General features: G+C 60.3%; 18 protein-coding genes and 1 pseudogene. 8 read left to right on the forward strand and 11 right to left on the reverse strand.

Annotated features, from left to right (window positions below; translation table 11 throughout):
* Positions 1 to 69: 69 nt before the first annotated feature.
* On the forward strand, positions 70 to 1686 hold the full coding sequence (locus NPS46_RS14460; protein WP_274108277.1) for an inorganic phosphate transporter: 1617 nt from the start codon (positions 70 to 72) through the stop codon (positions 1684 to 1686).
* A 72-nt stretch (positions 1687 to 1758) separates the two neighbouring features.
* On the opposite strand, the gene NPS46_RS14465 is transcribed toward NPS46_RS14460, so the two are convergent.
* Positions 1759 to 2193, reverse strand: a complete 435-nt coding sequence (locus NPS46_RS14465; RefSeq protein ID WP_274108279.1) for a multidrug/biocide efflux PACE transporter — start codon at positions 2191 to 2193, stop codon at positions 1759 to 1761.
* A gap of 87 nt (positions 2194 to 2280) precedes the next feature.
* On the opposite strand from NPS46_RS14465, the gene NPS46_RS14470 reads away from it, so the two are divergent.
* Together NPS46_RS14470 and NPS46_RS14475 are read left to right on the forward strand one after the other, a co-directional pair.
* The gene (locus tag NPS46_RS14470) at positions 2281 to 3135 is read left to right on the forward strand and encodes a LysR family transcriptional regulator (protein WP_274108281.1); all 855 of its coding nucleotides are present in this window, start codon (positions 2281 to 2283) and stop codon (positions 3133 to 3135) included.
* 81 nt (positions 3136 to 3216) lie between these two features.
* Entirely contained in the window at positions 3217 to 3702 is a 486-nt protein-coding gene (locus NPS46_RS14475; protein WP_274108283.1) for a GNAT family N-acetyltransferase, read from the forward strand.
* Between the two features lie 13 nt (positions 3703 to 3715).
* Here the strand turns inward: NPS46_RS14475 and NPS46_RS14480 are convergent, their stop codons facing one another.
* A complete protein-coding gene (locus NPS46_RS14480) occupies positions 3716 to 4372 on the reverse strand; it encodes a LysE family translocator (RefSeq protein ID WP_274108285.1) in 657 nt (218 codons plus the stop codon).
* A gap of 228 nt (positions 4373 to 4600) precedes the next feature.
* Between NPS46_RS14480 and alaC the strand changes: the two genes are divergently transcribed.
* Positions 4601 to 5809 (forward strand): alanine transaminase, encoded by a 1209-nt coding sequence (gene alaC, locus NPS46_RS14485; RefSeq protein WP_274108287.1) that lies wholly within the window; start codon positions 4601 to 4603, stop codon positions 5807 to 5809.
* Between the two features lie 54 nt (positions 5810 to 5863).
* Here alaC and NPS46_RS14490 read toward each other — a convergent pair whose 3' ends face one another.
* Entirely contained in the window at positions 5864 to 6871 is a 1008-nt protein-coding gene (locus NPS46_RS14490) for a FecR domain-containing protein (RefSeq protein WP_274108289.1), read from the reverse strand.
* A gap of 270 nt (positions 6872 to 7141) precedes the next feature.
* On the opposite strand from NPS46_RS14490, the gene NPS46_RS14495 reads away from it, so the two are divergent.
* On the forward strand, positions 7142 to 7600 hold the full coding sequence (locus tag NPS46_RS14495; RefSeq protein ID WP_274108291.1) for a hypothetical protein: 459 nt from the start codon (positions 7142 to 7144) through the stop codon (positions 7598 to 7600).
* A gap of 72 nt (positions 7601 to 7672) precedes the next feature.
* On the opposite strand, the gene NPS46_RS25390 is transcribed toward NPS46_RS14495, so the two are convergent.
* The 3 genes and pseudogenes from NPS46_RS25390 to NPS46_RS14505 all read right to left on the reverse strand — a co-directional run bounded on the left by NPS46_RS25390 (position 7673) and on the right by NPS46_RS14505 (position 10373).
* Positions 7673 to 8212, reverse strand: coding sequence for a methyl-accepting chemotaxis protein (locus NPS46_RS25390; RefSeq protein WP_425312744.1), 540 nt, complete (start codon positions 8210 to 8212; stop codon positions 7673 to 7675).
* Positions 8213 to 8215: 3 nt separating this feature from the next.
* Positions 8216 to 8992, reverse strand: a pseudogene (locus tag NPS46_RS25395) (PAS domain-containing protein); the annotation flags it as partial.
* A gap of 367 nt (positions 8993 to 9359) precedes the next feature.
* Positions 9360 to 10373, reverse strand: coding sequence for an ABC transporter substrate-binding protein (locus NPS46_RS14505; RefSeq protein WP_274108295.1), 1014 nt, complete (start codon positions 10371 to 10373; stop codon positions 9360 to 9362).
* A 240-nt stretch (positions 10374 to 10613) separates the two neighbouring features.
* On the opposite strand from NPS46_RS14505, the gene NPS46_RS14510 reads away from it, so the two are divergent.
* Complete coding sequence (locus NPS46_RS14510; protein ID WP_274108297.1) at positions 10614 to 11060, forward strand: GNAT family N-acetyltransferase; 447 nt, start codon at positions 10614 to 10616, stop codon at positions 11058 to 11060.
* On the opposite strand, the gene def is transcribed toward NPS46_RS14510, so the two are convergent.
* From def to NPS46_RS14525, 3 genes are all read right to left on the reverse strand, one after another.
* Positions 11015 to 11551 (reverse strand): peptide deformylase, encoded by a 537-nt coding sequence (gene def, locus NPS46_RS14515; protein WP_274108299.1) that lies wholly within the window; start codon positions 11549 to 11551, stop codon positions 11015 to 11017. The genes NPS46_RS14510 and def overlap by 46 nt on opposite strands.
* Positions 11552 to 11553: 2 nt before the next feature.
* Positions 11554 to 12495, reverse strand: a complete 942-nt coding sequence (locus NPS46_RS14520) for a YihY/virulence factor BrkB family protein (protein WP_274108302.1) — start codon at positions 12493 to 12495, stop codon at positions 11554 to 11556.
* A 189-nt stretch (positions 12496 to 12684) separates the two neighbouring features.
* Complete coding sequence (locus NPS46_RS14525; protein ID WP_274108304.1) at positions 12685 to 12876, reverse strand: CsbD family protein; 192 nt, start codon at positions 12874 to 12876, stop codon at positions 12685 to 12687.
* 197 nt (positions 12877 to 13073) lie between these two features.
* Here NPS46_RS14525 and NPS46_RS14530 point away from each other — a divergent pair, with 197 nt between their 5' ends.
* The gene (locus tag NPS46_RS14530) at positions 13074 to 13451 is read left to right on the forward strand and encodes a hypothetical protein (RefSeq protein ID WP_274108306.1); all 378 of its coding nucleotides are present in this window, start codon (positions 13074 to 13076) and stop codon (positions 13449 to 13451) included.
* A gap of 72 nt (positions 13452 to 13523) precedes the next feature.
* On the opposite strand, the gene fadD1 is transcribed toward NPS46_RS14530, so the two are convergent.
* The gene (fadD1, locus tag NPS46_RS14535) at positions 13524 to 15215 is read right to left on the reverse strand and encodes a long-chain-fatty-acid--CoA ligase FadD1 (protein ID WP_274108308.1); all 1692 of its coding nucleotides are present in this window, start codon (positions 15213 to 15215) and stop codon (positions 13524 to 13526) included.
* A gap of 352 nt (positions 15216 to 15567) precedes the next feature.
* Positions 15568 to 17256 (reverse strand): long-chain-fatty-acid--CoA ligase FadD2, encoded by a 1689-nt coding sequence (fadD2, locus tag NPS46_RS14540; RefSeq protein ID WP_274108310.1) that lies wholly within the window; start codon positions 17254 to 17256, stop codon positions 15568 to 15570.
* Positions 17257 to 17431: 175 nt separating this feature from the next.
* Here fadD2 and NPS46_RS14545 point away from each other — a divergent pair, with 175 nt between their 5' ends.
* Positions 17432 to 18376, forward strand: a complete 945-nt coding sequence (locus NPS46_RS14545; protein ID WP_274108312.1) for an alpha/beta hydrolase — start codon at positions 17432 to 17434, stop codon at positions 18374 to 18376.

Consider the following 18376-nt stretch of genomic DNA (forward strand, 5'->3'; position numbering starts at 1 on the left):
TCCAAGGCAGCCTGGCAGTAACAAATGGCCATCATCCTTTAAGCCTCGTCTTTCGACAGGATCGTGTGCATGACCACCCCCTCTATGACGGCTGCTTCGCCCTCCAACACTGGCGACAGCAAGCCGCAAATCGAGCAGAAACCAGGGCTGCTCACCGTCGTGCTGTTCTTTTCGGTCCTGGCCTTGGGGCTGCTTTTTACTGCCTATAGCCTGATGCAGGACGTCCACGCCCTCGGCACCGAAGTCATTACCTGGACGCCTTTTCTGTTGCTGGGCGTCGCCCTGCTGATTGCCCTCGGTTTCGAATTCGTCAACGGTTTCCACGACACCGCCAACGCTGTCGCCACGGTGATCTATACCCATTCGCTGCCGCCGCATTTCGCGGTGGTCTGGTCCGGCTTCTTCAATTTCCTGGGGGTCCTGCTCTCCAGCGGCGCAGTGGCCTTTGGCATCATTGCCCTGCTCCCCGTGGAGCTGATTCTGCAGGTTGGTTCATCCTCCGGTTTCGCCATGATCTTCGCCCTGCTGATCGCCGCGATCCTCTGGAACCTCGGCACCTGGTGGCTGGGCCTGCCCGCGTCGTCGTCGCATACATTGATCGGCTCGATCATTGGCGTCGGCGTGGCCAATGCCCTGATGCAGGGACGCGATGGCACCACTGGCGTCGACTGGGCCCAGGCCACCAAAGTGGGCTATGCCCTGCTGTTCTCGCCGGTGATCGGCTTTGTGTTCGCCGCCCTGTTGCTGTTGGCCCTGCGCCTGTTCGTCAAAAACCGCGCCCTGTACAAGGCCCCCAAGGGCAAGGCTCCGCCGCCGTGGTGGATCCGGGGCATGCTGATCCTGACCTGCACCGGTGTTTCCTTTGCTCACGGCTCCAACGATGGCCAGAAAGGCATGGGCCTGATCATGTTGATCCTGGTCGGCACCCTGCCGATGGCCTACGCCCTCAACCGCACCATGCCGGCCGACCAGGCCCTGCAATTTGCCGTGGTCGCCGAAGTCACCCAACAGGCCTTGCTCAAGCACGCTCCCCAGCCCGCCCCGGCCGATCCGCGTCCAGTGCTGTCGGAATACGTACGCAGTAAACAGGCCAGTGCCGAACTGATCCCTGCCCTCGCAGCGCTCGCCGGCAGCATCGGCAGTGAAGTCAGGGGCTACGGCTCGCTGGCCAAGGTACCCGCCGAAGCCATGGGCAACGTGCGCAATGACATGTACCTGGCCTCCGAAACCATTCGCCTGATGGACAAGGACAAGATCGGCCAGTTCGATACCGACACCCATGACAAGGTGCAACTGTTCAAGCAGCAGATCGACAGCGCAACTCGCTACATCCCACTCTGGGTCAAGATCTCCGTGGCCATCGCTCTCGGGCTGGGCACCATGGTCGGCTGGAAGCGCATCGTGGTGACCGTCGGCGAAAAAATCGGCAAGACCCATATGACCTACGCTCAGGGAGCTTCGGCAGAAACCGTGGCCATGCTGACCATCGGCGCCGCCGATATGTTCGGCCTGCCGGTCTCAACCACCCATGTGCTGTCGTCCGGTGTCGCCGGGACCATGACTGCCAATGGCGCCGGCCTGCAAATGAAGACCATCCGCAACCTGTTGATGGCCTGGGTATTGACCCTGCCGGCCGCCATCCTGCTTTCGGGCAGCCTGTACTGGCTATTTACGCAACTGTTCTGATTGACCCCAGAAGTGAAAAATCCCGGCCTGAGTCATCAGGTCGGGATTTTTTTCGGCCTCGCGCTGCGCTCGTCAAACCGCGCTGGGCACACGCAGAAAGCGTGGACGCAGGGCATCGTAGGCCCAATGGTAAACGTAGGTGTAAGGCAGGAAAAACAACAATACGCCGATATCCAGCCATAGCGCCTGCAGCAGGCTCATGTCCAGCCACCAGGCCACCTGCGGCACGCTGACCACAATCAGCCCACCTTCGAACAACAGGGCATGCAACAGGCGGGTCCAGCCGCCCTGACCCAGGGCATAGCGTGCACGCAGGCGGTCGAACAGCGCATTGAACAGCACGTTCCAGCCCAGCGCGATCAGGCAGGTCGCAACCGTGACCACGCCCATGTTCACCAGGGAGATGCCCATCACCCACGCAAACAACGGGGTGCAGATCAGGATGGCGAAGAACTCGAAGCCAATGGCTTGCAGGACCCTTTCAGTCATCGATTTTGCGGCGTTCATGGTACTTCGCTCCAGATTGTGAGGTTGCCATTATCGCCAGCCCTATAGATACTAAAAGTCGAAAACCATCGACCGGAACGATAGTTTATGGCCTCACACGAAGTCTTGCTGGCCTTTGTCCAAGCCGCGACCCAAGGTTCCTTTTCGGCTGCCGCGCGCAAGCTGGGTAAAAGCCAATCGACCATCAGCGCGGCCATTGCCGGCCTCGAAATCGACCTGGGCGTCGAGCTGTTCGATCGCCGCACGCGCAAGCCCAGCCTTACCGCGGCCGGCCACGTCATGCTGCAGAAAGCCGAAGATATCCTGGCTGCCAACAGTCGCCTGGAGCTGGCGGCCAGCCAGCTCGCCCAGGGGCTTGAAGCCAAGCTCACCGTGGTGATCTCCGATACGTACCAGTCGGACCGCTTCGAAGCCGCCTTGAGCGGCTTTGCCCAGCGCTACCCAGACCTTGAGCTCGAATGCCTGATTGCCGAATGCGACGACCTGATCGAGTTGGTGCAACAGGGTCGGGCACAGCTGGCCTTCGCCGAGATGCAGCCCAGCTATCCCGCCGACCTGAACAACGCCACCGTCGATGAGCGCACCGAGTTCGCTCTGTTTGTCGCCCGGGAGCATCAGCTGGCACGTCTGGCCGCCATCGACAAACAGGCCCTGCAAGGCCATCGCGAACTGCGCCTGGCAACCATCGTCAATCCGTATGAACGTCGCCCCCAAGGCCAGGTCTGGTCGGCCTCCAGCTACCTGATGCTGCTGGAGATGGCCCAGCGCGGTTTTGGCTGGGCGCCCTTGCCGCGTTGGCTGGTGGGGCGCTTTGGCAACGAACAGTTGATTGAGCTCAACGTCCGTGGCTGGCCGCAACCGATCAGCGTCGATGCCCTGTGGTCGCGCCTGCATCCACTAGGGCCAGCCGGCAGTTGGCTGCTGGCAAAAATGCTGGAGTAACGCGCTCGGCAAAAAGCCCGCGGCGCACGCACAAAGCCGCTAGAATTCGCGCCCTTGCGTAAATCCCCAGGCTACAGCGGCGTGAACATTCGACTGGTTGACTACACCGCGCTCACTAGCACCCAGCGCGAGCAATTGCGGGCCCTGGAGGTCCATCCAGAACAATTGCCCTTCTGCGGCGACATCGACTGCGCCTTGTATTCATTACCGAGCGCCGGGCACCCGGGAATCAAGGGCTTTACCCTGTTGGTCGGCGAGCAGCCCCTGGCCTTTTTCCTACTCAAGCGCCATCCGCTACTCCCCCACTGGGCCGAGCCCGATAGCGCGACCCTGCATGCCCTGCAGGTGGACAAACGCGCCCAGGGCCAGGGCCTTGGCCGCGCCTGCCTGCAAGCGCTGCCCCAGGCGGCGCGCCAGGCCTGGCCGGAGATTCGCAGGGTGATGCTCTCGGTGGACCCGGCCAACCGCCCGGCCATCGGCCTGTACCTACAGCAAGGCTGGGCCGATACGGGCGAAGCCTATCGAAGCAAGGACGGTTTCGAGCGGCGACTGGCGCTGACGCTTTAGCCGCCGCATTCAGTCAGAGTGGCTCAGGCACGCTGACTGGGCCGAGAAACTCGTGATACCCGGAAAGGATCACGTAGATCGCGAAATAACAGAAGATCGCCGCCGATGCCCAGTAGGAATAGCGCAGCAGCCGGTCGCCCAGCAGTTTGCCACCGTGGGTTGCCGCCAGGCAGATGCCCACGCTCCAGAGCACCCCAGCGCAGAAGAATCCCGCGAGGAACAGCCCCGAGTTGGCCAGGCTGCCACCTCCCGAGCGGGCGATCAACGTGCCGCCCACGGCTGCAAACCAGAGAATCGCACTGGGCGACGACATAGCCAGGAACATCCCGCGAAAGAATTCCTTGCGCGGTGAACCGGTATCGACCGATGCGCCGTCAGCCACCAGGGCCCCGTGATGAATCGCCGAGTGCACCATCTTGGCCGCAAAGTACAACAGCAACAGCGAGCCGCCGATCCACAAGACCCAGCGCACCGGCGCGTACTGCAACAGGACCGTCATGCCCGCAAGGGCCAGCACGGCATAAATCAGGTCACCAAAACAGGTGCCCATGCCCAGGCAGAAACCACGGAAAAAACCGCGCTGCATGGCCAGGGTAATCATCGCGATATTGGCCACACCGATATCCAGGCACAGCGACAGGCTCAGCAAAAAGCCACTGGTAAACTCCATCCACCCTCTCCAATCCAGCACATACGGCACGAACGCCGGCGTATTTAACGCAATATCCGCGCCGGTGTGTCGAAAAAATATCGGCACCTTCGCCCCTATCGCGACCTGGAGAAATTTCGAAACAGCATCTGGACAAACTGCCAGCATCGCTCGTATCTTCTGCGCCAGGCCACCACAGTGGCCAACGTCGCTCGGACGGTTCCGGGCGCTTACGTCTTCGAGGCATACATGGCTGACCAAGGTTCGCCGCGCCGCTTTGCGCGCATAGATCGACTCCCCCCTTACGTGTTCAATATCACTGCCGAGCTGAAGATGGCCGCGCGTCGTCGTGGCGAAGACATCATTGACTTGAGCATGGGTAACCCCGACGGTCCGACACCGCCGCATATCGTTGAAAAACTGGTCACCGTCGCACAGCGCGAAGATACCCATGGCTACTCTACGTCCAGAGGTATCCCGCGACTGCGCCGGGCTATTTCCCGTTGGTACAAGGACCGCTACGAAGTCGATATCGACCCGGAAAGCGAAGCCATTGTCACCATCGGCTCCAAGGAGGGCCTGGCCCACCTGATGCTCGCGACCCTCGACCAGGGCGACACGGTACTGGTGCCCAACCCCAGCTACCCGATTCATATCTACGGTGCCGTGATTGCCGGCGCCCAGGTCCGCTCCGTCCCCCTGATACCAGGCGTGGACTTCTTTGCCGAACTGGAGCGGGCGATTCGCGGCTCGATCCCGAAACCGAAGATGATGATCCTCGGCTTTCCGTCCAACCCGACCGCCCAGTGCGTGGAACTGGACTTCTTCGAGCGGGTGGTGGCCCTGGCCAAGCAGTACGACGTCCTGGTGGTCCATGATCTGGCCTACGCCGATATCGTCTACGACGGCTGGAAAGCGCCTTCCATCATGCAGGTACCGGGTGCGAAGGACATCGCCGTGGAGTTTTTCACCCTGTCCAAGAGCTACAACATGGCAGGCTGGCGTATCGGCTTTATGGTCGGCAACCCGGAGCTGGTCAACGCGCTGGCACGGATCAAGAGCTATCACGACTACGGCACCTTCACTCCGCTGCAGGTCGCGGCCATTGCGGCGCTCGAAGGCGACCAGCAGTGCGTCAAGGACATCGCCGAGCAGTATCGCCAGCGGCGTAATGTGCTGGTCAAGGGCTTGCACGAACTGGGCTGGATGGTCGAAAACCCCAAGGCCTCGATGTATGTCTGGGCCAAAATTCCGCCGGCCTACGCTCATCTCGGCTCGCTGGAGTTCGCCAAGAAACTGCTGGCCGAAGCCAAGGTCTGCGTCTCGCCAGGCGTGGGGTTTGGCGAGTATGGCGACGACCATGTACGTTTCGCCCTGATCGAGAACCAGGACCGTATTCGCCAGGCCGTACGTGGCATTCGCGCCATGTTTCGGGCGGATGAAAAGCTCCAGGACTGACCGCTTCCCCCTGTAGGTACGAGCTTGCCCGCGCAGGTTTACCCTGGCGCGGGTTCAGCGCCGGTCGATCAAGGTCAGCAAGGCCCCATAGCGCCTGACCTCGATCGGCAGGCTTTCACCCAGCGCCTGCAAGGCGCTGTCACTACTGTCCAGAACAAAGCTTCCGGAAACCCGCATCTGCGCAACCGCCTCGCTGACACGCAGAATGCCCCGCCGATAAGGTTTGAGCGCCTCGATGACTCGCGCCAGAGGCTCATCGCGAACCTCGATCACCCCGGCCGCCCAATCTGAACGAGTCCACAGGCTCGGTTCGGCCGCCATCAGGGTATTGCCCGCCAGCCACGCCGCCTTACCGGCCTCCAACTGCGCCCGATAACCTCCTCGGGTATCCAGGCGTACGCTGTGCTGCTGAACCGATATCAGGCTGCGCCCGGGCTCCTGGTGAGCACTGAAGCGTGCACCAAAGGCCCGCACCTCACCCTCGGCGGTGGCCACGATCAAGGGCCGACGTGGGTCCGGCCCGATCGCAACACTCAAGCTGCCCTGGTGCAAACGGATTCGTCGCTGCTGGCCATCAAAGGCAATATCCACGGCCGTGCGCGGGGCCAGGGTCAGTCGACTGCCGTCCGGCAGCACCAGGGTTCGACGCTCGCCGGTGGCGGTATGGCGATCGGTGATCAGCCCTTGCAAGGGGGTGAAACGGTCGTACAGCGCCGCGCCCCCCATCCCGAGCAGCAGCAGACCTAACGTGCCCCGCACGACTGTGCGTCGCGGCAGGTGGCCTGCTTCAGCCGGCGCCCGTGATGGCCGCGAGCCTCCCCTCTGTGCCAGCTGCCACTTCTTCGGGGCCTGGTGCAGCAACCCGCTGACCTCCTGCCAGATCTGCGCGTGACGCGGGTCAGCCTGCAACCAGGCATTGAACGCCAGGTAGTCCTCGGCCGTAGCCTGGGCTGCATCCAAACGCAGCATCCAGTCGATCGCGGCATGCATCTGACGGTCGAGTTCGACTTCACGCACATCGGACGTCGGCAAGGTCGCATTGGAGTTGGAGAGAGTCTGCACGGAATCGAGCCTGGAACAGTACTAAATGGTAATTAATCTCATTATCACTACAGACTGTTACCATTTGTCAACGCCGCCTCGCCGCCAAACGGCAAGTCCTGGCCGCTTGGAGACCAACGGTGAGCCTTCGGCATCGCCAGCGTCCGCCAAATCCGCGTCCAAGGCACCCGGCATGGAATTTGCCCTCTTAAATAGAACACTTACCATGAGGTCGCCATCATGTTGGTCAACGCTACTGCCGCACAGATACAGCACACCGCGCGAACGGATATGGACCCCACCACCGCTGCCGCCAGTGCACTGTTCAGTGGCCTGATCCATAACCCCCAAGCCAGCACGCACGCCGCCGCGAGCGCCCAGGCTGCCGACAACACGGCCAGCAACAACGTCGACGCTGCGTTCGCCAAAACCCGTGTGCTGCTGCAAGCCGCCGAGCCGGCGACCGCAACGCGCAACACCAGTCATGAACAAAGCTACAACGAAGGCTCGGCAGTACAGGCGTTCAGGGAATACATGAGCAAACCTGTCGCCGAAAGAGTGCGCGATGAAATCCTCAAGAGCATGGGCTTGACTGAAGAGCAGTTACAAGCCATGTCACCGGAAAGACGCGAGGCCGTAGAGAAAGAAATTGCACAACGCATGAAGGAAAAGGCCGAACTGCAGCAAGTGGCCAAAGAGCAGGAACAGGATAAAGAGCAAGTTCCAGACAAATTTTTGGCGTCGAACTAAATATCGATTGGAAATAAACAGTACCTCTGCCATAAAAGTTTTTCTAGCCGGTACTGTTTATATCGATTCACTTTAATGTAACTGCAATGTTTCATTGAACTGGCTGATGGCATCGACCACATGCCTTGAGCCCTGTTGAATTTCCATGATTACCTCCCCGGCCTCATTGGCCAGAGCCACACCGCGCCCGGTTCGACTCAGGCTCGACTGCATGCTGTTGACCGCGCTGAGGGACAGATCGTGGTTCTTGCGCACCACCTCGACGATTTCCAGCGTCGCCTGGCTGGTCCGCGCCGCCAGGCTGCGGACCTCGTCGGCGACCACCGCAAACCCCCGTCCATGCTCGCCGGCCCTGGCCGCTTCGATGGCCGCGTTGAGCGCCAGCAGGTTGGTCTGGTCGGCAATCCCGCGGATGGTCTGGACGATGGTGCCGATAATATCCGACTGCTTGCTTACCGCATCGATGCTTTCGGCGGCCTGATTGAGGTCGCGGGAAATATCCTCGATGATCTGCACCGTCTGCTGCACCACCTGGGAGCCCTTCTGGGCGCAGGCATCGTTCTGTACTGAAGTGCTATGGGCCGACTCGGCCGCCGTTTGCAGCGTCGTCACCTGGGTGGTGATATCGCTGGCAAACTTGATGACCTTATACAGTCGGCCTTTGACATCGAAGATAGGGTTGTAGGATGCCTCGAGAAAAACCGTATGGCCGTACTTGTCGACCCGCTCGAAGCGATGAGAGTGAAACTCTCCACGATTGAGCGATGCCCAGAATGCCTTATAGGCTGGTGACTCGCTTTCCGCCCGATGGCAAAACATGCTGTGGTGCTGGCCCACGACTTCATTGAGGGAGTAATGCATGGTCTTGAGAAAGTTTTCGTTGGCGGTGATGACGCGCCCGTCCGGGCTGAATTCGATCATTGCCATGGAACGACTCAGTGCGTTGGCCAGGCTTTGCACTTCGTTCTCATGGCTGACCCGGGCGGTGATGTCCGACGCCAGCTTGATCACGCTGAGCACCTGCCGGTCAGGGCCCAGGACGGGCATGTAGCTGGCCTCCAGCCAGATCTCCCGTCCAGTCTTGTGCAAGCGTACAAAGGTCCCGCTCAGCGGTTCGCCACGCGCCAGTTCGCGCCAGAAGCGGGCGTACTCCTCAGTTTTTCGGTAGGACTCTTCACAAAAGATCCTATGGTGCTTGCCGCGAATTTCTTCGACGGAAAAACCCATGGTCAGACAGAAATTTTCATTGGCGTCGAGGATAAGCCCATCAGGGGTGAACTCGATCATGGCCATGGACCGGCCGATGGCGGCAATGCGTGCGTTGGCCCTGGACAGTTCATCGCTGTAACGTTGAATCTCGAGCAGGTCGGCTTTGCGATGGGCATCGAACATGGCTGAATCCCTTTAGCGCTGTCTATCTACGTACGGTTAACGAATCGAGTCAAGTTGCCGCCATTTCAGATTAAAGCCGCTGCTCGGGCGAGCGACGATGAGTAACACTTAAACATTCCTGACTCATCGTTGCTATCAAGCTATCCATGTCCCGATAACCGCCAATACGGTCACCCAAGTTGCCTGCTAGAACATATATCGCGGTAGAACTCGCCAGTTACTTAATGCCCTGAACTGCACTTGGTCAAAGCATAGACAGCTAAAGTACGGATGCAAGCCAATGGCTACTAACAAAATCCGACCGCCGCCAAACGGTAGTTAGTTGGCCGATCATAAAAGAACCTACCTGTACTCTCCCAGCCATCAACTACAACCCCGCACTCACCCGACTGGCTACTTCGGCCGGCACCCAGGCGTGCCAGATTTGCGGCTGCTCGCGCAAAAAGGCTTCGGCCACCTGCCGAGGCGCCAGCCGCTTCTCGCTCATTTGGCCAAGGGTCTGGTTCAGCAGATCAATCGGAAAATCGACTTTGGCGAAGAATTCGACCAACTGCGGGTAACGCGCCTTGAAGGGTGCAGAAACGCCAATGGTCAGGTTAGCCGGCAGGGAACGGCTGCCCTGCGGGTTGGGATGGTTGCCATCGGTCAGGGTTTCCCAGGCGGCGGCGTCAAATGCCGGCTCCTCTAGCTTGACCAGCTTGAAGCGGCCCAACAGCGGCGTCGGCGACCAGTAGTAGAACAGCACGGGCTTGCCCCGTCGGATCGACGAGCTGATTTCGGCATCCAGCGCAGCCCCCGAGCCGGTACGAAAATTCACGTAATCGTCGGTCAATCCGTAGGCCTTGAGCTTCTGGCTATTGACGGTCTCCGAGGTCCAGCCACTGGGGCTATTGAGAAAGCGCCCACGAGTGGGGTCTTCCGGGTCGAGAAACAGCGCTTTGTAGCGCGGCAGGTCGCTCACCGACTTCAATTGCGGCGCCACGGCCGCGATATTGCGCGCTGGGTCGCCCTTGATCACATACTCCGGCACCCACCAGCCTTCGGTGGCGCCCTTGACTGTATCCCCCACGCCGAACACCTTGCCCTCGGCCTGCGCCTTGATCCAGACCGGGCTGCGCCCGGCCCACTCCTCACCGATCACCTGGATATCGTTCCGGGCCAGGGCGGTTTCGAGGCTGACCGTACTGCCGGGCAAGGTATCGGTGGGAAAGCCGTAGCCCTTTTCCACGATCAACCGCAGGACTTCCGTGATCAAGCTGCCGCTTTCCCAGGTCAGGTCGCCAAAGTGGATGGTTTGCGCGCGCTCTTGCGCACCGGCCAACCCACTCATGAGAGCGAGGGCAAGTAGCGAAGCGCGGAACAGATTCTGGAACAGTGACATGGCGCATCTCCCGGCGATAAACGGCTAGAGCAGGCATTGGCGTATTAGCGACCTTAGCTCGGATAAGCGGATCCAGCCGTTGGCGCCCGGCCAAAAAGGACTATTCCTACACATTTCAGGTAAGAGTTCCCGAGCCATCCCGTTTCCTACAGAATAGATGGTTGGACGGAGCGGGCTTATCAGCCCCCCAAGCGCGCCACTCGATTACAATCCGCCGTCGCTCATTCCTGTGCCCCTGCCATGCCCAACCCGTGCTTCGCTCAACTGTCCGAGACCTCGCGCCCGCTGCTCGACAAGTTCTATCGCGCCCAGGGCTCATCCATGCGCGCAGCCGCTGGCGCTCGCCTGTGGGTGGCACGTGCACCGCAGATTATTGCCGGCCTGTCGCTCAGCAGCGTGGCGGAGGGCAACTGGCTGACCGGGCTGTTCGTCGACCCCGCCTGGCGCAACCAGGCCATTGCCCGGCGCCTAATCGAGCAGGCCAGCGCGCAGTGTCAGGGGCCTATCTGGCTGTTCTGCCACCCGGACCTGCTCGGCTTCTATCAAAAGCTCGGCTTCAGCCAGGCGACTGCCCTGCCCCAGGCCCTGGCCGACCGCTTGGCGCGGTATTCGCGCAGCAAACCGTTGATGGCGCTGGCCTGTCAGTCGCCGGCAGGATCAAGGTCGGGAAACAGCACATCGGTATAGCCGAACTTGCTGAAATCGCTGATGCGCGATGGGTAGAGGCGGCCGATCAGGTGGTCGCACTCGTGCTGCACCACCCGCGCATGGAAACCGTCGGCAAAACGCACCAGCGGTTCGCCCTTGGGCGTGAAGCCTTCATAGCGGATGCTGCGATTACGCTGCACCGCACCGCGCAGGCCGGGGACCGACAGACAGCCCTCCCAGCCCTCCTCCAGCTCCGGCGTTAACGGCGTAATCAGCGGGTTGATCAGAATCGTCTGGGGCACCGCCTCGGCATCGGGATAACGTTCACTGTGCTCGAAGCCGAAGACCACCAACTGCAGGTCCACACCGATCTGCGGGGCCGCCAACCCGACGCCGCCGACATGCTCCATGGTCTGGAACATATCGTCGATCAGTTGCCACAGTTCGGCGCTATCGAACATCTGCGCCGGCACCGGCTGGGCAATACGCAGCAGCCGCGGGTCGCCCATCTTGAGAATTTCGCGAATCATGTTCAGCTCTCGTCAGTCACTGGCTTGAGCGAGTGGTCCCGTCCCAGCCCGGAAACATGTTGTTTGGGATCGTCGCTAAAGTCCTTCTCGCCTGGGTTCTTGCCCTCGGCCGACATATGTTCGATCACCGCGTTCATTTCCGCCCCCAGCAACAGCACTGCGGCGGAAATATAGAAGTACAGGAGCAGCACGATAATCGCCCCGATACTGCCATACATCGCGTTGTAGTCCGCGAAGGTTTTCACGTAGTAACCAAAGCCCAACGACGCGATGATCCAGACCACCACCGCGAGCACCGAACCGGGGGTGATAAAGCGAAATTTCTGCTTCACATCCGGCATCACGTAATAGATCAGGGCCACGGCGAACATCAGCAGAAAGACAATCACCGGCCAGCGCAGGATCGTCCACAGGGTCACGACAAAATCTTCCATGCCGATCTGCCCGGCCAGCCAACTCATCACCTGTGGCCCGGTGACCATCAGGCCGGCGGCCGCCAGCAGCATCACGGCAATCCCGACGGTGTAGAAAATCGACAGCGGCAGGCGCTTCCAGATCGGCCGGCCTTCCACCACGTCGTAGGCGGCATTCATCGCGCTCATCATCAAGCGCACGCCCGCCGAGGCGGTCCACAGCGCAATCACGATACCGACCGAAAGCAACCCACCCTTGGACTGCTGCAACTGGTCGATCACTGGGTTGACCTGTTCCAGGGCCTGGGGCGGCAGCACCAGTTCCGATTGCAGGCGCAACCAGCTGAAAAAGTCGGGCAGGTGCAAAAAGCCGATCAGGGCGATCAGGAACAACAGGAAGGGAAACAGCGAGAACAGCATCTGGTAGGCCAGAGCCGAGGCATAGGTGGACATTTCGTCGTCGACGAACTCGGTGACCGTGCGTATCAGAACGCGATGCAGGGGCAAGTCTTTGAGAACCGGGAACAACATAGCGTCTCCTTTCGCCGCAAAAAGAGGTCAGCAGGGCAAGCCGGCAGGCAACTTCAGGGCAGAGGTTTTAACTCAAAGTAGCCCAGTTGGCGACTCTCGAAACATTTTCTAAACAACACGACGCGGTGCCTTGACGTGCCAACGGCCATCCCGGGATGGCCGTTGGCACCTTTGCACTCGATCAAGGCATCAGGCCTTGTCGACCCCTTTCTTGATGGCATCCTTGGTCTTGCCTAGCGCCTGCTGGGCTTCGCCCTTCAGTTCCTGGGCCTTGCCCTCGGTCCGCAACCGATCATTGTCGGTGGCCTTGCCGATGCCTTGCTTGACCGAGCCAACAGCTTCATTGGCCATGCCTTTCACTTTATCCGAAGTACTGCCCATGGGGATTCTCCTGACGAAAATGCGAGAGTCTGAGACTCGACACCTGAGTTGACTCCCGGCCTGGCGCCAGAGTTTCAATTTTTATGGCGTGCATTTCGGCGCCTGGCGCAGGTTGGGCTTTATGTTTGTTCGCCAACCCCCGAGAATACGCGGCGTATTCAGGCCACGGCGCTGAAGCACCCATTGGTAGGAAGGTTATGAAACTCGATAAAAAGCAGGCCATTGCCCGCAGAAACCAGGAACTTGGCGGTGCCGTGCTCGGCGTCAATAACTGCCACTTCACCGCGCTCAACAGCAACCGCAATATCTGGTGGTTCGATATTCCGGTCAGCCGTCTGGCCATCGGCCAATACGAGTGGATTCACTTGCTGCTGCACACCCCGAGCACCGATGAGTTATTGCACCTGAAAGTACCCACGGTGTTTCTGCGCGAGAAGCTCGAGGGCCTGGTGGTACGCAATGCCGGCAAGCGCAAGTCCACCGTCAGCCTGGAGTTGAGCGCCGACAAGGATTCGTTCCTCAAGGATGTCCGCCCTGCCGGAACCGGCGTCGACTTCACTCCGTTTCTGCTGTAACCGGCAATAGCCGGCCCGCCGCCCAGAACCCACAAGCCCCGCATCTGCGGGGCTTGTGGATTAACAGCTGGCTTATTTTTTCACGCCAAGCTTCTTCAGCTCTTCGTCGCGCAGTTCCCGACGCAGGATCTTGCCGACGTTGGTGGTCGGCAGTGCATCGCGAAACTCGACCGCCTTGGGCACCTTGTAGGCGGTGACATTAGCGCGCATATGCGCCATCACCTGCTCCTTGGTCAGGGTCACACCCGGCTTGGCGACGATAAAGATCTTGATCGCCTCGCCCGCCTTTTCATCCGGAATACCGATGGCCGCGCATTGCAGCACGCCCGGCAAGGCCGCCAGCACGTCCTCCAGCTCGTTGGGGTAAACGTTAAAGCCGGAAACCAGGATCATGTCCTTTTTGCGGTCAACGATACGCATATAGCCGTCCGGCTGGATCACCGCAATATCGCCGGTCTTGAGCCAACCTTCGCTGTCGAGGATCTCGTCGGTGGCATCCTGGCGCTGCCAGTACCCCTTCATCACCTGCGGGCCCTTGACGCACAGCTCGCCGGTCTCGCCCAGGGGCAACTCGTTGCCGGCATCGTCGATAACCCGACACAGGGTCGAAGGCACCGGAATACCAATGGTACCGATCTGGATTTTCTGCTGCGGGTTGACCGTCGCGACAGGACTCGTCTCGGTCATGCCATAGCCTTCGCAGATCGCGCAGCCGGTCACGGCCGTCCAGCGCTCGGCGGCAGCCAGTTGCAGGGCCATGCCCCCCGACAGCGTGACCTTGAGGGCCGAGAAGTCCAGCTTGCGGAAGGCTTCGTTATTGCACAGCGCCACGAACAGGGTGTTGAGCCCGACAAAACCGCTGAACTTCCACTTCGACAGTTCCTTGACCATGGCTGGCAGGTCCCGCGGGTTGCTGATCAGGATGTTGTGGTTACCGATCAGCATCATTGCCATGCAATGAAAGGTGAACGCATAGATGTGATACAGCGGCAGCGGCGTGATCAGGATCTCGCAGCCTTCGTTGAGGTTGGAGCCCATCAGTGCCTTGCATTGCAGCATGTTGGCGATCAGGTTGCGGTGCGTCAGCATCGCCCCCTTGGCCACACCCGTGGTGCCGCCGGTGTACTGCAGCACAGCGACATCGCTGCTGACCGGGCTCGCTTCCTTGACCGGCTGGCCATGGCCCTGACGCAGCACGTCATTGAACTTGATGGCCTTGGGCAGGTGATACGCCGGCACCATTTTCTTCACGTACTTGATCACGCTATTGATCAGAAGACGCTTGAGGGGTGGCAACAGATCGGCCACTTCGGTGACAATCACGTGCTTGACCGAGGTCTTGGGCACCACGCTCTCGGCGAGATGCGCCATGTTGGCCAGGCAGATCAGCGCCTTGGCGCCGGAATCGTTGAACTGGTGCTCCATTTCCCGCGCGGTGTACAACGGGTTGGTGTTAACCACGATCAGCCCGGCGCGGATGGCGCCGAACACGGCAATCGGGTACTGCAGCAGGTTGGGCAGTTGCACGGCGATACGATCGCCCGGCTGCAGGTCGGTGTGCTGTTGCAGGTAGGCGGCAAACGCGCCCGACAGTTCGTAGAGTTCGCCGTAGGTCAGCGTCTTGCCGAGGTTGCTAAAGGCCGGTTTATCGGCAAAGCGTTGGCAGGACTGCTTCAACACCGTTTGAATGTTCGGATACTCATCAGGATTGATACTGGCAGCAATCCCAGCTGGGTATTTATCCTTCCAAAAGTCTTCGATCATGGAAGCCCACTCCTCAGCAACGCGAATTCTTCACCGCATTTGATGCGATTATTATTTGTCTGTGTTTTTTATGGGTGAATCCGGCTTTTTCACTGACCGAGAAGTCCCAAAGCGCGCCGAGAGTAGCAGCTTTGCCTTGAGTCGACTAGAGGCCGAACACCCAGCATTAGTCATAAACATGACTCAAGACGACCGACCGGTCACATTTAGAGTAAACATACCAATACTTTTCAAACCGCTCTGGAATGCACCTTTCAGGCAATAAAAATCGCGAGCAAACTTGCTCCTACAGAAAAAACGCGTCCCTGTAGGAGCGAGCATGCTCGCGATTGGCGCAAATGCGTTCAAGACATCAGGCGGTATCGCGCAACTCGCGACGCAGAATCTTGCCCACCGGCGTCATCGGCAACGAGTCACGCAGCACGATGTGCTTGGGCACCTTGTAGCCGGTGAAGTTTTCCTTGCAATAGGCCTTGAGCTCTTCGACGCTGACCCCCGCCTCGCGTGCGACCACAAACAACTTCACCGCCTCGCCCGAACGCTCGTCCGGCACGCCGATCACCGCGCAGTTGGCTACTTTCGGGTGCGCCATGACCACGTCCTCGATCTCATTGGGGTACACGTTGAAACCCGAGACGATAATCATGTCCTTCTTGCGGTCGACGATGCGCACAAAGCCATCGGGGTCGATCACCGCCACATCGCCGGTCTTGAACCAGCCCTCGGCGTCCAGCACCTCGGCGGTGGCCGCGTCCTGCTGCCAGTAGCCTTTCATGATCTGCGGCCCCTTGATGCACAACTCGCCCCGCTCGCCCAGCGCCTGTTCGACACCATCATCATTGATGACCTTGAGCGTGGTGCCCGGCACAGGGATGCCCACGGTGCCCAGGCGAGTCCGATCACCATAGGGGTTGGTGCAGGCAATCGGGGATGTCTCGGTCAGGCCATAGCCTTCGACAATGCCGCAACCGGTGAGCTGCTTCCAGCGCTCGGCCGTGGCCTTGACCAGGGCCGTGCCGCCGGAGTTGGTCAGTTTGAGCCGCGAGAAATCCAGTTTCTTGAACTCTGGGTGATCCATCAGCGCGACAAACAGCGTGTTGAGCCCCAGCAACGCGGAAAAGCGCCACTTGCCCAACTCTTTGATAAAGCCGGCGATATCACGCGGATTGGTGATCAGCACGTTGTGATTGCCGGTCACCATCATGCACATGCAATTCGCGGTGAAAGCATAGATATGGTAGAGCGGCAGTGGCGCGATCATCACTTCCTGGCCTTCGCGCAGCAGTGGCTGACCATCCGGCCCAGGCTGCGACAGGCAGGCCCGGGCCTGCTGCATATTGGCGACCAGGTTGCCGTGGGTCAGCATCGCGCCCTTGGCCAACCCGGTGGTGCCACCGGTGTATTGCAGCACGGCGATGTCGTCCAGCCCCACCGTCAATGGGCGGATGGGATGCCCACCCCCCAGACGCAGGGCGCTCTTGAACGACACGGCGCCCGGCAGCTGATAGGCCGGGACCATCTTCTTCACCTTGTCGACCACGGTGTTGATCAGCCAGCCTTTGGCGGCGGGCATAAGGTCACCCATCTTCGCCTCGATCAGGTATTCGATACCGGTATCGGGCAAGACCTCCTGCACCTTCTGGCCGAACATGTTGAGGTAAACCAGCGCCCGCACGCCGGCATCCTTGAACTGATGGCGCATCTCCCGTGCGGTGTAGAGCGGGTTGGTGTTGACCACCACCAGACCAGCGCGCATGGCACCAAATACGGCAATTGGATATTGCAGGACGTTGGGCATCTGTACGGCGATGCGGTCACCCGGCTGCAAGTCCGTGTTGGCTTGCAGGTAACCGGCGAAGGCGGCGCTAAGACGCTCCAGTTCGGCGTAGGTGAGCGTCACCCCCATATTGCTGAATGCCGGACGGTCGGCGAACTTCTTGCAGGACCGCTCAAACACCTCGACGACCGACTTGTAGACCGTCAGATCAATGGTGTTGGGGACCCCGGCCGGGCGTTTGTCACTCCAGAAATCAGGTTGCATTGTTATTGTCCTCGTACCTGAGTGTGTCCGGGCCGCTTAGCGCCAAGCGCAACAGCGGAGCTGTGCGGACGTTAGCAGTTATGCCGGAACAGGCAAATATGCCAACCTGCGTCATTAGCCGCGTGAATCTCTGCGCTGGCTATACAATGCAACGACCCTGTGCAAAGGAATCGCCATGAACCACGCTAATTTCTGGTTGAGTGTCAGAGACCACAGCCGCCTTTACGTCAATCAGTGGTTACCCGAGGGCACCCCGAAGGCCCTGGTGTTGCTGGCTCACGGCATGGCCGAGCACAGCGGTCGCTACGAACGCCTGGCAGCCGCCCTGTGTGCCGCCGGCTTCGGTGTGGTCGCTCCGGACCTGCGTGGCCACGGCCGCACGGCCGAGCACGGGGTGCTTGGCCACTACGCCGACGAGGATGGCTGGAGCACGGTGGTCGGCGACCTGGCCAGCCTCAACCAGCACATGGGCCTGGAATACCCCGGCGTACCGATCTTTCTGCTGGGCCACAGCATGGGCAGCTACCTGGCCCAGGCCTATCTGCTCCACCACAGTGCCAGCCTGCACGGCGCCGTACTCAGCGGCTCGAATTTCCAGCCTATTGCGCTCTACCGCGCCGCCCGCCTGATCGCCCGCTTCGAACGCTGGCGCCAGGGCCCGACCGGGCGCAGTGCGTTGATCGAATGGCTCTCGTTCGGTTCGTTCAACAAGGCCTTCAAACCCAACCGCACCGCCTTCGACTGGCTGAGCCGCGACCCCGATGAAGTCGACAAGTACGCCAGCGACCCGCTGTGCGGGTTCCGCTGCACCAACCAGTTATGGATCGACCTGCTCGGCGGCCTGCAGCAAATCAGCAAGCCGAACAACCTGGCCCAGATCGATCCAGGCCTGCCGTTGCTGGTCATTGGCGGCGAATGTGATCCGGTGAGTGCCGGCAAGCGTCTCAAGGATCTTGCCGACGCCTTGCGCAAGGCCGGCAGCCAGAATCTGCAACTGACCCTCTACCCGCAGGCCCGGCATGAACTCTTCAATGAGATCAACCGCGACGAAGTGACTGCCCAGCTGATCCAGTGGCTGGAGCAGGCCCTGAGCCACCGCCGGGCGCAACGAGCAGAGTAA

The sequence above is a fragment of the Pseudomonas putida genome (assembly GCF_028682395.1).
GTDB lineage: Bacteria > Pseudomonadota > Gammaproteobacteria > Pseudomonadales > Pseudomonadaceae > Aquipseudomonas > Aquipseudomonas putida_AB.

What these genes read in the sequence shown, in the direction of transcription:
- NPS46_RS14460 (WP_274108277.1), top strand. Translation starts at nt 70, where the DNA reads ATGACCACCCCCTCTATGACGGCTGCTTCGCCCTCCAACACTGGCGAC.
- NPS46_RS14465 (WP_274108279.1), bottom strand. Translation starts at nt 2,193, where the DNA reads ATGAACGCCGCAAAATCGATGACTGAAAGGGTCCTGCAAGCCATTGGC.
- NPS46_RS14470 (WP_274108281.1), top strand. Translation starts at nt 2,281, where the DNA reads ATGGCCTCACACGAAGTCTTGCTGGCCTTTGTCCAAGCCGCGACCCAA.
- NPS46_RS14480 (WP_274108285.1), bottom strand. Translation starts at nt 4,372, where the DNA reads ATGGAGTTTACCAGTGGCTTTTTGCTGAGCCTGTCGCTGTGCCTGGAT.
- alaC (WP_274108287.1), top strand. Translation starts at nt 4,601, where the DNA reads ATGGCTGACCAAGGTTCGCCGCGCCGCTTTGCGCGCATAGATCGACTC.
- NPS46_RS14495 (WP_274108291.1), top strand. Translation starts at nt 7,142, where the DNA reads ATGGACCCCACCACCGCTGCCGCCAGTGCACTGTTCAGTGGCCTGATC.
- NPS46_RS14505 (WP_274108295.1), bottom strand. Translation starts at nt 10,373, where the DNA reads ATGTCACTGTTCCAGAATCTGTTCCGCGCTTCGCTACTTGCCCTCGCT.
- NPS46_RS14510 (WP_274108297.1), top strand. Translation starts at nt 10,614, where the DNA reads ATGCCCAACCCGTGCTTCGCTCAACTGTCCGAGACCTCGCGCCCGCTG.
- def (WP_274108299.1), bottom strand. Translation starts at nt 11,551, where the DNA reads ATGATTCGCGAAATTCTCAAGATGGGCGACCCGCGGCTGCTGCGTATT.
- NPS46_RS14520 (WP_274108302.1), bottom strand. Translation starts at nt 12,495, where the DNA reads ATGTTGTTCCCGGTTCTCAAAGACTTGCCCCTGCATCGCGTTCTGATA.
- NPS46_RS14525 (WP_274108304.1), bottom strand. Translation starts at nt 12,876, where the DNA reads ATGGGCAGTACTTCGGATAAAGTGAAAGGCATGGCCAATGAAGCTGTT.
- NPS46_RS14530 (WP_274108306.1), top strand. Translation starts at nt 13,074, where the DNA reads ATGAAACTCGATAAAAAGCAGGCCATTGCCCGCAGAAACCAGGAACTT.
- fadD1 (WP_274108308.1), bottom strand. Translation starts at nt 15,215, where the DNA reads ATGATCGAAGACTTTTGGAAGGATAAATACCCAGCTGGGATTGCTGCC.
- fadD2 (WP_274108310.1), bottom strand. Translation starts at nt 17,256, where the DNA reads ATGCAACCTGATTTCTGGAGTGACAAACGCCCGGCCGGGGTCCCCAAC.
- NPS46_RS14545 (WP_274108312.1), top strand. Translation starts at nt 17,432, where the DNA reads ATGAACCACGCTAATTTCTGGTTGAGTGTCAGAGACCACAGCCGCCTT.